Here is a 12,897-nt window from a genome sequence, read left to right on the forward strand (position 1 = left end):
AGCGAGTTCAAGACGCTATCCGCGCCCATTGCCGAGCGATGGTGTGTTCTGCAAAGGCATCTCCTCGTTGCGGTCAGCATGTCCACCACGTGGGTGCCCCGCGGATTTTGTTGGCCTATACTTTGACACCGCGATTTCGGCTCGATGATCGCCTGCGTATGACGGTAAACCGGTTTGTCTGCACGGATCGTGCCGATTGGCCTGGTGACTGCTAGCAAATCGGGTCAGGCAGCATTTTTTGCCTTGACGATCCCCGGAAAGCGGAGGATTATTGAATATCTCATCGGGCCCGCAAAAGGCCCTAATCCACTACATCTTATCTAATTGAACTAGGCGTGGTCGCTTTTCCACGTGGGGATGAACTGAATGATCATGGCGGAACCCAACGAACCTAAGAATCGCGTTCAATCCCTGGCGCGACCGAAGCCGGACGACGACCAATCGGACTCGTTGGATGTTCTGCAAATCCTCCATCGCCAACGCTGGATTATCATCTTCCTGAGCATTTGCGGGCTCACTGCTGGTGTGGCGTACGCGAAATATGCCCCGGTGTGGTATCAATCCAGTGCGACTGTGTTGATCAACCAAAAGAGCGCGGGCCTTGATAAGGACGGGACCGGCCAGGAAATGGTCGAAGAAGATATTCTCGCCAACCATATTCAATTGATCAAAAGTCGGATGATCATCAGCGAGGCACTCGCGCAGAATGATTTGGCGAGATTGCCCTCAATTGTCAAACACCTCAACGCTGAGCGACCGGGGTTCGATGCCACCGACTATGTCGCCCAGCATCTTTCCATCTCCAAGGGCGGGGAAGGGTCTGCCAAGGCCGCCCGCAGCCTGCGAGTGACGCTGACGCACACCGACGCCGACGACACGGAACTGATCTTGACGGCTGTGATGAAACGCTATGAGCAATTCATTATTGCGCAGGTGGAACAGTTGATGGGCCGCGCCAATGAGATGGTCAACGAAGCCAAGCAGGACATTGAGGCTGAGTTGATCGCTGCCGAGCAAGAGCACATGAAGTCGCGGCAGGACGCACCGCTGTTCTTTCAGGGCGAGGGCAGTAGCAACGTCTATCAAGACCGCTATCGCCGCCTCCAAGAAGAACTACTTGATCTCGATATCAAAGAATCAACCGTGCGAACGCGACTGCAACGCGTCGATGCCACGTTGAAGGAAATGGACGGATCGGATGACCCGACCGACCACCTCGACAAGCTGGCATTGATCGATAGCGAGAGTCTCGAGCGACTCGGTGTCTTTGCCGGCTTGCAAATGAACGCGTCCGATTCCGCTGAATTCAAAGCAGCGATGCCCGCGAAGGCGGAAGAAGCACGCACTGAAATGACGTACCTGCTCGAACTCAGCAGTGAGAAAAAACGACTGTCGCGACTCTTCGGGGAAGAACACCCCAAGGTGCAGGAAATCCAAGGCCAAATCGAACTCGTTAACGAGTTTTTGAAGGAAAAGCAGAGTATTGCGAATCCAAAAATCGCGTTCAGTGAAAGCTCGTTGAGTCCCGAAGGGCTACTCAAGGCCTATGTGGGGTTCCTCAATCACGACCTCGCCACGCTGACCGAGCGTCGCAAGGAGTTGACGTACCTTGCCGCCGATGCTGAACGCAAAGCCAAGGAGCTGATCGAGTTTGAACTCACCGACATGGTGCTCCGGAAAAAGATTACTCGCCAAGAAGCGTTGTTTGATAGCATCGTCCAACAACTCCGCGATCTCGATACAGCGAGCGGACTCAGCGGCTATTTGTATGAATTCCTCGAGGTTCCCCGTCGCGGTGAAAAATCGTGGCCAAAACTGTCGCTCTGTGGCCTGGGTGGCCTGATGTTGGGAATGTTCTCGGGATTGTTCTTGGCGGTTGCCAATGATCTTCGTGACGGTCGTTTCCGTTCCGCTGCGGAACTGGACGAAGCCGTCGGTCTGACGAGCCTTGGCCGTGTCGGCAAATTGAACTCGATGAAGAAAGGGGTGGCTGGCTTGATCGCTACCGGCGAGTCACCGGACGCCGAGGCCTTCCGTTTGGGACGCACGATGTTGCTGCCCGAAATCCGCAGCGGAGCGCTGCGGACGATCGGGTTTACCAGCCCCATGCAGGGTGATGGCAAATCCACCGTCGTCTCCAACTTCGCTCTCTCGTTCTCCCAGATCGGTTTGAAGGTGCTCGTTATTGACGCTGACCTGCGTCGCCCCAGCATCCACCGCTTCTTTAACCTGAGCAAAGAAAACGGGTTGTGTGATCTGCTCGAAGGGCGCATCAGCTTTGAACAGGCTGTCAAAGAGACCAAGGCTGACAATGTGTTCGTGATGCCAGCCGGTTCAGTGAGCGCGTCGCCCGCTGAATTCTTGCAGTCCGAAGAACTCGATGAGGTGCTCGCTACCGCACGATCTCACTTTGATTTCGTGCTCGTGGATCTGCCACCCGTGTTGGCCGTCTCTGACCCTGTCGTCGTGCTGCCGCGGCTCGACGGTGCGATCCTCGTCGTCCGGGTCTCGAAGGTCCGTCGTGACGAAGTCGTTAACACACTTCGGCGTGTCGAAAACGCGGGCGGCAATTTCGTCGGCTGCATGCTCAATACCTACGGGGCGAGCAAGACATTCGATGCCGATGGTGGCTACTACGGCTACTACCGTAGCGATTACACCCGGCCAATGTCCAAGTCCGCGACGGCGGCTGCGGCGGCCGAGAGGTCCAATCGCGTCGCTACCGCACAGGTCAACGGCAAGGCGCACACCAACGGACATGCCCATGCCAACGGAACGTCGCAAGCCAACGGCAAAGCCAAAACCAACGGCAAAGCCAAGTCGAAATAGTAGCTTGGGACCATCGTCCCGAGCGAGTAAGTTGGCGACGGTTTTCCAAAATGAAGCCTCGCCGGGACCATGGTCCCATCCTGAGTCGCTAAGTCTCTTGGTTCCCAGCGAGCTGAAGTCGTATCGTGCTTGTTCCCCTCAGTGGTAGAGCCACGACATGCAAACACCCCGGGCTCCAGTCCGGGGCGATAAGCAACTACCCACATGCGCCTAAGTTCAGGGATAGAACCCAGAGCTTAGCCGATGGACGCTCGCCCCGGTTACCGCGTGAAACGCGGAGCATTTCGAGAACCGGGGCGAACGTCCATCGGTTAAGCTCCATACAAAAACTTCTGCACAGGTGCTTACACTTAAGGAACGAGCGGAAAAAAGTGGCCGAACGCTCCGCGGTCGGAATGGTCGACCGCGGAGCGTTCGACCACGATACCAGACAGTAATTTTTCGCTCGTTCCTAAGTAAACCGATGATCCGTAGGATTGCCACTCGTCTTAACCGGCGTCACTCGCAGTTATTGAAATTCTCTGGGGATCGGACGCCCTGAGGCCGATACGGAAATTGGAAGCCTATGCCACGTAATCCGCCGGGGCTTGTAGGTGGTTGGACTGGCGTTGCTGCTCGGTGCCATATGGCACTCGACTCACCCTTGAGGCAATAGCAGCCAAGAAGATCGATAAGCCAAGGCCCTGCCTACCTTGCCTTATCGTTAAGGTTTTCCTGGCCGTTGAACTTGCTTTTCATCCCGTCTGAACTAGACTTCGTTATGTGCCAGGGAAAGCACCTTTAGTCGTGATCGGTGGAAGATTTCGGTCCGCACGCAAGCGGGGCCGGTCGCAATAGTTCCACGGAGGGGCGTGAAGTTTTTCGTAACAGGTTCCTAAAGGTAATTTTTTTCACAAAAGGTGGTTTAAGCGCGTGCGAACACGCTTGACTGTGCGTCCATCGGAGAGGGTGACGTAAGTTTTTGACAAAATGTCGTTTAGGAACGAGTGGAAAGTAAGTGGCCGAACGCTCCGCGGTCGGAATGCTCGACCGCAGAGCGTCCGGCCACAATATCAGACAGTAATTTTCCGCTCGTTTCTTAACCGCATAGGCATCGCCCCGCGCGTTCCCCGAATACACGCGGCCCGATGGGCAGGCGGTTAAACGAAGAAGCTTCGTCGCCGGTGATACTTCATAGCGAACCTGATCGGTTCCATCCCCTACTCACTCTATCAAGTCTGAACCCTTGGCAACTCTCAATGACACTGGCAATGACCGGCGCCTCGTGGGCGGGGCGGCTGCTGAATCACGATACCGTCGAGTGGTGGCTTTCGTGGCACCAATCCTACAGCAGTCGGCAGTGCGTCTGCCGATCCTGATCGCTCTCCATGTCGGCATGTTCTCGGCTATCTACGCGTTTGCGTTCTTTGCCCGATTCAACTTTCAGGCTTCGGTGAATAATACGAACCTGTTCTGGACAACACTCGGCCCTGTGGTGACTGTCAAGTTGGCGGTATTCTATTTCGGATCTCATTTTCATGGTTGGTGGCGATACGTCACGTTCTCTGACCTGCGATCGCTATTGAAGGTCACTTTGATCTCGATGCTCGCGGTCGCATTTCTCGATTATTTTGTGCTGTCCTTCAATGGCGCAATCCCGCGGCTGACGATCCTTCTTGACGCATTGTTGACTGTTCTTGTCGTCGGAGGTCTCCGGTGTACCTGGCGGCTCGTCGACGAGATATTGGGCAATACATTGTCGAGTCGTCGAAAGCGTCCCGCGGTGTTGATTGGTACCGACCATCACGCGGGTTTGCTGGCTTCGCAAATCAATTCCAATCATTCGATGCCATGCCGCGTGAACGCCCTGCTGGCGATTTCGCCTGTATTTCGTCATAGAGCGATTCTCGGTGGCGTGCCCGTCCTTGGGCACATGGGTGAGGTCGTTAAGGTCGCTGAGAAAATCGGTGCATCGGATGTTTTAGTGAGAACAGGGGCGCTCGATGGAACGTCGCTGCGGCGTTTAACGAATCAGTGCATTGAAGCGGGGTTGAGCGTCCGTGTGCTGCCACGGTTCGAGGACGCCATGGCCGGAACGAAAGAAATTCCGCTACGCCCCCTTAACATAGAAGACCTGCTGCGGCGTGATCCCGTCAAGCTCGATACCGACGAAGTGGCATCGTTATTACAAGGCCGACGGGTGCTTGTCACGGGTGCCGGTGGGAGCATCGGTAGCGAAATTTGCCGGCAGGCGATTCAGTTCCGTCCCACCGAGCTGGTGCTACTCGGTCGCGGAGAAAACCGAATCCATGCCATTCACGGTGAACTCAAGCCGCTCGCTGATGAACTCGGTGTGATCCTTCACATCGAGATCGGGGACATTACGGACGAACCTCGTATGCGTCGCCTGTACCGCTCTCGTTCACCCGAGATCGTGTTCCACGCTGCCGCTCACAAGCACGTGCCGCTGATGGAGCTGAATCCCGGTGAAGCGGTCAAGAACAACATCCTCGGAACCAAAACCATCGCGTCGCTCGCCGATGAGTTTGGCGTCGATCACTTCGTCATGGTCAGCACCGACAAGGCCGTGAATCCGACCAGCATCATGGGCTGTTCGAAACACTTGGCCGAGCGGATTGTGTACGAGTTTGCCCAAACCAGCCGCACGAAGTTTGCTGTCGTCCGGTTTGGGAATGTGTTGGGCAGTGCCGGTAGCGTGATCCCGATCTTCCAGAAACAAATCCGCAACGGTGGCCCCATCACGATCACCGACCCACAGATGACGCGTTACTTCATGTCGATCCCTGAAGCCTCGCAGTTGGTGATTCAGGCGGCATCGATGTGCAGGGGTGGTGAGATCTTTGTGCTCGACATGGGCGATCCGATCAAGATTGTGCAGCTTGCCGAGGACCTCGTCGCCCTCAGCGGGCTGCCCAAAGGCAGTATCGAATTCGCATTCACCGGTATTCGACCTGGAGAGAAACTCTACGAAGAACTCTACTTCGATGATGAGGCCACCGTCTCAACCACGCACGCCAAAGTTCACGCTGCCTACGCCAGTGAATTCCGTGGCTCGGACGTCAGGGGCAAGCTCGACAAGCTCATCGCAATTGCCGACGGCGACCCCGATGTCGTTCGCGCTGCTATCATCCGCTTGATTCCGTCGTACCAGCAAACAGAGGATTCCGTCCTCACGCCGGTCTCTGTTTCCGACGACCAACGCGTCGCTCAGGTTGGCTAACGTGGAATAGGCTCTCAGCCTGTTTTCTTCCTCGCCGAGCGAATGGGCAGCAGAACGGCACAAACCGGCTGTCTCATTGCTAGGATCGAGCGGTTGTCTCGTGTCATCGTACGCCCTGAGGAACAACGCTCTCAAGCATGTTTCGAATGGAGGATGGAGCCATTGTTCCCTCCAAGTGGTCATTGTGTCAGTTGGTCGATGAATTGCTCGCTCGGGTCGATGGTCCCAAGCTACGAAACGTCGTCAATCGCCGCAAGAAATGCGTTACATTCCTGCCCGAATTGGCAGCCTGATGATATCCAGGGCACCTTCTGTTAAGTTTTTGCTCCCTCCATTTTTCGGCCTCTTCATCTCGTCGGGGCTAACTCAGGTCGCTGAACACGCTAGCAAGGGATCACGTTGGGTTACTTGCCGTTGCATCGGGTCATTAAAACAACAGGACGTTACCAGACTCGCCAGTCGCACAATCGTTCTATCTCCCCTATCTCGCCGCTTTCGAAACAAAAGCTGTACTTTCACACCAGCTTCGCCCCTGGATAACCGACATAGCAAGTAGACTTTTGCTCATCGGCACCGCTTGCCCAAGGCTTGTTCCCGGCTCTTCGATATTTTGCTTCAGCGCGATATTGATATTGTCGAGGCAGAGCGTGAAGTAGTCCATGTCGGTGAAACACAAATGCTTTGTATCGCGTCGTCGAAGTGGAATCGCAGTTACCCAATAGTAGGTACGGAGAAAGGTTTCTCTGTCACCCAAGGGCACGAAGTGCGCGCCGTCGGAGGCCAAGACTTGCTCATTTCCTCCGAGCGTCCGTGTCGCCGAGCTTTCTACAACGCCGATCCCTGATAGGTGCGTCATCTTGCTGTCGGAGACCTACCTTAAGATAACGAGCCTGTGTGGTCTCATCCGGCTCGATCCATTCGACACGTCGACCGACGAGGGCCGATCAAAAGAACGTTTGCGGCGAATGGCACTGACTGCCGCGACAGCGGCAATAATGAAGGTCATGGCGATGGCGCTGCCGCTGATCACAATCAGCCTCGCGTTGCCATACATGGGCAAGGAAGTCTTCGGACTCTGGATGACGGTCGTCGGCTTCTTTCAGTTGTTTGTCTTCGCAGACTTTGGACTTGGCAATGGCCTATTGACGACACTCAGCCAAGCCTACGGGAGAGGGGATCTTGTCACAAGCAGAAAGTTGACATCTTCCGCCTTTTGTATGTTGATCTGTGTGGCGATCGCAATCATGTGTCTGTTTTGTTTACTGTACCCATTTGTGCCCTGGGCGAGGGTACTCAACGCCCGGAGCGATATTACTATACGGTTCAGTTCGGTCATGATTGCCGCCGTATTTGTCCCACGTATCCTGCAGCTTCCCTTTGCGCTGGTAGAGAAGAGTCAATTGGCGGTACAAGAGGGGTATCGCACGAACCTCTGGCAATGCTGTGCGTACCTGCTTAGTGCGATTTGCGTTGTCATAATCGCTCATTGGGAGATCGGTATCGTGCCTCTCGTATTGGTTGTCGGAGCGATTCCGGCTGCTTTCTTTTTTCTAAACTGGTGTCACTTCTTTCTGATCGACAAACCGGAACTGCGGCCCACGCGGGCGGCGGCAAGTCTTCAGGAAGTCAGCCACTTGTCGCGTTTGGGTTGTAGGTATTTTATTCTTTCTATCCTCACGACCTTTGGGCTGGCTTTCGACACTATCATTGTCGCACAAACGTGCGGCTTGAATGCCGTGGCTGATTTCTCTGTTGTCGCTCGCGTCGCGACGCTCCTTACAGTCGCCTTGGGCATGGTTTGCATGCCGATGTGGTCGGCCAATGGCGAGGCGTTCGCGCGGGGCGACTATGCATGGATCGAGCGTACGACGGGCCGCGTTGTGAGGATCACGTCTGGGCTAGCGATCATTGGAGGCATCTGCCTAGTCACGGTGGGGCCCTTAATCTTTCACGTGTGGCTCGGCCCGTCATTCAGTGCCTCTCGGTGGTTGCTCGCTGGAATGGCTTGCCAGAATCTCGTGCTCGCGGTGGCCGCGCCCTATTTCATGGTACTGAATGCCGCAGCGAGAGTTGATGTCCAAATACGCCTGTTCCTGATCTTCACGCCAATCGCTCTGGCGTTAAAGTTCGTCATGGCGACGTTGTACGGGAGTGTCGGCGTGCCGTGGGCGATGGTGATATGTTATGGGATCATGATTCTGCCCTGGATCCAGCGATCTTCGGCACATAGTTTGAGACGCAATCCTACGGATAAAGCATGCGTATAGCAGTATCATGCAAATATTTAAACTGAGACCGGAAATTTTAAAAGCAGGGAGAACGGTAAATGATTTTTCGTCAGTTTACAGGTATCGCTAAGTTTGTATTTCACCAAGCATATGCAAAACTTCTTCCGATTAGGTATGCGAGGTCACTCGGCGTAACCCTTGGTGATAACGTTGTATTCTACGGCATGAAACCGGGGATGTTCAGTACGGAACCATGGCTGATAACAATCGGGAGCAATGTGTACATCACGGCTCGTTGTCAATTTATCACCCACGACGGCGGAACGTTAATTCTAAGGTCGGAAGTGCCTGACTTGGAGTTGACTGCACCGATTACAGTCGGAGATGACGTATATATTGGTATAAACACGACTATTCTTCCCGGAGTGAGTATTGGCAATCGGGTCATCATTGGGACTGGGGCGATCGTCACGCGAGATATTCCAGACAACTCGGTTGCTGTGGGGGTTCCGGCCCGCGTGATTAAAACTGTCGACGAATATCTCGCATCCGCAAAAAAACGTTCACTGCATCTCGGTCATTTGTCGGGAAACACAAAAGTAAGAGCTCTGAAAAAGCACTTTGGAGTTGACTGAGATTGTCCTGCTGCCGTCTTGGTGGATGGTGCTGCGAGGAAAAGTTGCGTTGCGGGTTTGCGGATTATAGTGACGATGCTGTAGAGTGAGTGGTGTTTTTTAAAGCGTGTCCTGCTCGAGGTTCGGGCGGCACTGTCGTTGTGTGAAACAAATCGACACTTTTTGAGGTTTATTAATGACTATTGTCGCGTTGGCACTTCTGATTGTCGCATGTGTCGTCGCCTGCCGATATCCTCCTGTTGGCTTAGCGATTTACATGACATGTGCGACGGGCGGTGACTCGCTGGGTATGACCGGATTCTTTGAGTCAATAGGTGTGGTGTATTTTACGTATTTCGGAAGGCTGATATTGTTCTCTGCGGTTGGCTCAGCACTCGCGTCGCTGTGGCGATATTCTAGTGATTCCAAAGAGTCTCGCCGTTTGTTTCGCTACGCTCTTGTCTCGCTCGGTATTTCGCTGTTCATGGGTGTGACTTGGTTCGTGCGTGGCGGAGGTGCCTCGCGAGCTGTGATCGAAGTAACTGCTCACGGGGTGCCGTGTGCGGTCATTGCGCTGGCGTATGCTCGCGATAAACTGGCCAGAAGGGTATTCGTTTCAATGGTATTTGGTCAGCTGCTTCTCGCGGCCTGTATTGTTCTGTTGCCAGGATCGTTTGGTCGGTTTTCTACAGACTCCTTTATGACTGCGAGAGGTGAAGAAAGTCAGGATACCGAGCGATTCTCGGGTGGATTTTCGCGAGACTCGCAGGAGCGTCAACGCGCCCAGTTCTATTCGGCAACTAGCTACGGGCTCTACTCGGCTATTGGGTGTGCTGTAGGTTTCAGTCTCTTCTTTTCAGGGAGTGTGTGGCCACCGATTGTCGGCGGGACGCTGTTCGTGTTGGGGGGAGGAGGTGTTATTGCTAGTTTGTCGCGTTCTGGTTCTGTCGGTTTCGTGGGCGGTGTAGCAGTGTTAGCTTTTCCGCAGGGGGTCGCGGTGTTTCGTGCAAATCCGCTGCGAGTCAGTCTCGTGGTTATGGTTGTAGTTAGTCTGGCAATTGCTGCATTGGCCACTTCATCTGGGCGAGACGCGATACAGAGTAACTTTTCCATCATGGAATGGCAGCGTGCAGTAGATGATCGTAAGGAATTGGCGGATGATGGTCTTGAAAATACAGTCAAGCATTCATTCTTGGGAGCGCCGGTAATTACGTTCGATACAGATCGTGGTTATAAGCCGCCGCATCAACTATCGTTGAATTTCGCCGAGCGAAGTGGGGTTATTCCTGGTTTGTTTGGTTTGTTTGTTATGCTATATTGCGTTTGGGAATCGTTTCGTCGAGTTCTTTGGTTGCTAAGTAGTAAGTTGCATTGCAAACGCCATATGGGGGATGTGAGTCTTTCGGTTTTGTTTATGGCGGTTTTATTTGTTACTTCTGTGTTTAATAATTACGGTTCTCCAAACCTTTTCTGGCTTGCGTGGGGATATTGTGTGTGCGTGTCTCCCTCTTCGGCGGCGAAGCGAGTTGTGTTGTGATCCTGTCTCCAGGTTTTTTACTTTTATGCTAGAGAGGGTCGTGGTTTTGAAGTCAGTGTTCTTTGTGTTGGGAGGGTTGTTATGGCAAAGATTCTCTACGTAGGGATGTTTCGTTTTCCTGACGGAGATGCTGCTGCGGCGCGCGTGCTCGGGGTTGGTAAGTCGCTTCGGGACGCCGGTCACGACGTGTTCTTTGCAGGTGGAGAAGAGAAGGAGAGAGACGAAGATTCTATTGGTGGGAATGCTTATGTGTATCAGGGTTTTTCGTATCGTTCGATGCAGGAAACTGTGAGTAATGATCGTTCTCTTTTTGGCCGCATGCAGCACTTTGTCGGGCAGGGTAGTCGGACCTTGGAGTGGATTGAACGGAGTCAAGAGTTCTTGCCAGATATGGTGATCTCGTATCACGGATCAGCCAGTTTCTTGGTTAGGCTCCGGTCTTACTGTAGGGATAAGGGAATTGCCTTGGCTGTTGATAACACGGAATGGCAAAACGCGTTTCAGCTTCCCGGTGGAGTGTTCGGGCCGCCGTATTGGTCGCAGGAGCGTAGGCAGAGGCAGGTGATTCCTCGAATTGGCAACGTCATTGCGATCAGTAGCTATTTGAGTGACTATTTTCGCAAGCGGAACTGCCTTGTTGTTCGTGTGCCCCCGCTCGTTGATCTTGAGGATGCGAAATGGCGGCGATGTGATACGGCGGATGATTGGATGCTTCCTGATAGGTTGCGTCTCGTGTATGCGGGGGCCCCGGGAAGAAAGGATAACGTAGCGTCGGTTCTCGACGGCATCGCTCTTGCGAGGCAGAATGGCTTTGATGTGACGATTGACCTTTTGGGACCTAGCGAATGTGAGTTGAGAGACTCGCTCGGCAAGGATGCACGGGTTCTTCATTGCCTAGGAACGTCAGTGCGGTGTCTTGGAAAGTTGCCTCAAGAGCAGATTCCGGCGGAGTTGGCCAGGAGAGATGCATCTATCCTTGTTCGACCTGATATGAGATATGCACATGCTGGATTTCCGACTAAGTTCGTGGAGAGTCTGTCCAGTGGCTTACCGGTGTTTACAAACCGGACAAGCGATATTAATGAATATGTTCAGAATGGTAAAGAAGCAGTGTTGTTGGAGGACGCGACCGCGGTAAGCGTCGTCGAAGCGATTCGAAAATGGTTCGGTTGGTCCGTTGAGCAACGCAGGGCGATGCGGGGCAACGCGCGTTGGGCATCGAAAGAACTGTTTGACTACCGTTCGCATGTTGGTAATCTCAATTCGTTTGTTGTCAGCTGCCTCGAGCAAGTGGGGGATGAGTAAGATATGAAAGTGCTGTACTACTACCTTTATGGCCGGGGCGGCGGATTTTCCAATTTGAAGCATCTCTTTGAGACTGTTGTTGAAGCGTATCCCGATGATGAGTTCTACGTGGTCTGTGGCGACGGATTTGTGACGGACGAATTGGAGACTCATTCCAACGTCCGTATTTTTCGGCAATCGACTTTTTTTGGAAAGGAGATCAAGCGAATTCAGCTAAACACTTTCGGGTTACGTGGTATCGTGCGATCGCTTCAGCCTGATGTTATTTGGTCGGTCAATATGGGGCCCTATTGCGACCTCGGGATCCCGCACGTTATGAGTATGAATAATCCCTATCAAGTAGCCTGTTTAAGAGACTTAAGAGAAGCCCATCCGTACGGGAGCTTTCACTTGAGAATGATTCACGCCTTTTTCCGGCAATCGCTTAAGCATACGTCCACTGTGATCGTTCAAACGGAAATTATTAAGAAATGCCTGCGGGATAACATGGGATTTCAAGGTAAGGTTGCCGTAGTACCCAAGGCAGTTGAGTCAGATGACAACTTCAGTTTTAAGCCATTGTTAAGTAGCCAGCAGGAACTTATTGAGGGTGGAATGGGGCGAGATGCCGATACATTCCTTTATGTCTCGGCTTACTATCCGCACAAAAACTTCGAGGTCATTTTCAAGGCAGTGGATATTCTTAGAGCTAGGGGGACACCTGCCCGTATTGCGGTGACCCTTGATCGTGAGACGATCGTCATGATTGGTGGCGATCGGGCGGGGCAGCTTGTGGACGACGGTCACATCCTACCTTTCGGCTGGGTCAATAAGGCCCAAATGAAGCCGCTGTATGATGCGTGCGATGCGTGTGTTATGCCGAGTCGAGTGGAATCGCAAAGTTCTGCTCATCTTGAGGCGATGAAGTGGCAGAAGCCGCAGGTGACGATCGATCTTCCTTACGCACGCGAGCAGTGCCGTGACGCTGCGGTCTATGCGGGTGGCGATTCTCCGGAGCAATGGGCTGACTGCATGCTTGAGGTTATGCAAAACTCGGAATTGCGAGCGAGATTGACGCAGGCGGGGCTCAAGCAGATGGAACAATACCCCAAGAGTTGGAAAGAGATGGCCCATGCCGTGCACGGTATCTTGGAAAAAGAGGTTCGTTTGTGCAAGTAAGTTCTA

General features: G+C 53.4%; 8 protein-coding genes and 1 pseudogene. 8 read left to right on the plus strand and 1 reads right to left on the minus strand.

Annotated features, from left to right (window positions below; all coding sequences use genetic code 11):
* The first annotated feature begins 372 nt into the window (after nucleotides 1–372).
* The 3 genes from SH410x_RS00040 (at nucleotide 373) to SH410x_RS00050 (ending at nucleotide 6,342) form a co-directional block, all read left to right on the plus strand.
* Complete coding sequence (locus SH410x_RS00040) at nucleotides 373–2,829, plus strand: polysaccharide biosynthesis tyrosine autokinase (protein WP_473673521.1); 2,457 nt, start codon at nucleotides 373–375, stop codon at nucleotides 2,827–2,829.
* A 1,225-nt stretch (nucleotides 2,830–4,054) separates the two neighbouring features.
* Nucleotides 4,055–6,049 (plus strand): polysaccharide biosynthesis protein, encoded by a 1,995-nt coding sequence (locus SH410x_RS00045; protein ID WP_473673522.1) that lies wholly within the window; start codon nucleotides 4,055–4,057, stop codon nucleotides 6,047–6,049.
* A 137-nt stretch (nucleotides 6,050–6,186) separates the two neighbouring features.
* Complete coding sequence (locus SH410x_RS00050; RefSeq protein ID WP_473673524.1) at nucleotides 6,187–6,342, plus strand: hypothetical protein; 156 nt, start codon at nucleotides 6,187–6,189, stop codon at nucleotides 6,340–6,342.
* Between the two features lie 188 nt (nucleotides 6,343–6,530).
* Here SH410x_RS00050 and SH410x_RS00055 read toward each other — a convergent pair whose 3' ends face one another.
* Nucleotides 6,531–6,905, minus strand: coding sequence for a hypothetical protein (locus SH410x_RS00055; RefSeq protein WP_473673526.1), 375 nt, complete (start codon nucleotides 6,903–6,905; stop codon nucleotides 6,531–6,533).
* A 1-nt stretch (nucleotide 6,906) separates the two neighbouring features.
* Here SH410x_RS00055 and SH410x_RS00060 point away from each other — a divergent pair, with 1 nt between their 5' ends.
* The 5 genes and pseudogenes from SH410x_RS00060 to SH410x_RS00080 all read left to right on the plus strand — a co-directional run bounded on the left by SH410x_RS00060 (nucleotide 6,907) and on the right by SH410x_RS00080 (nucleotide 12,891).
* The gene (locus tag SH410x_RS00060; protein ID WP_473673527.1) at nucleotides 6,907–8,316 is read left to right on the plus strand and encodes a lipopolysaccharide biosynthesis protein; all 1,410 of its coding nucleotides are present in this window, start codon (nucleotides 6,907–6,909) and stop codon (nucleotides 8,314–8,316) included.
* Nucleotides 8,317–8,657: 341 nt separating this feature from the next.
* Nucleotides 8,658–8,804 (plus strand): annotated as a pseudogene (locus tag SH410x_RS00065) (DapH/DapD/GlmU-related protein); the annotation flags it as partial.
* Between the two features lie 283 nt (nucleotides 8,805–9,087).
* A complete protein-coding gene (locus tag SH410x_RS00070) occupies nucleotides 9,088–10,428 on the plus strand; it encodes a hypothetical protein (protein ID WP_473673529.1) in 1,341 nt (446 codons plus the stop codon).
* 81 nt (nucleotides 10,429–10,509) lie between these two features.
* Nucleotides 10,510–11,733, plus strand: a complete 1,224-nt coding sequence (locus SH410x_RS00075) for a glycosyltransferase (protein ID WP_473673531.1) — start codon at nucleotides 10,510–10,512, stop codon at nucleotides 11,731–11,733.
* A 3-nt stretch (nucleotides 11,734–11,736) separates the two neighbouring features.
* Nucleotides 11,737–12,891 carry a glycosyltransferase gene (locus SH410x_RS00080; RefSeq protein WP_473673533.1) on the plus strand — a complete coding sequence of 385 codons (1,155 nt, stop codon included), beginning with the start codon at nucleotides 11,737–11,739 and terminating at the stop codon, nucleotides 12,889–12,891.
* Nucleotides 12,892–12,897: the final 6 nt, after the last annotated feature.

The organism is Rhodopirellula sp. SH410 (assembly GCF_055811895.1).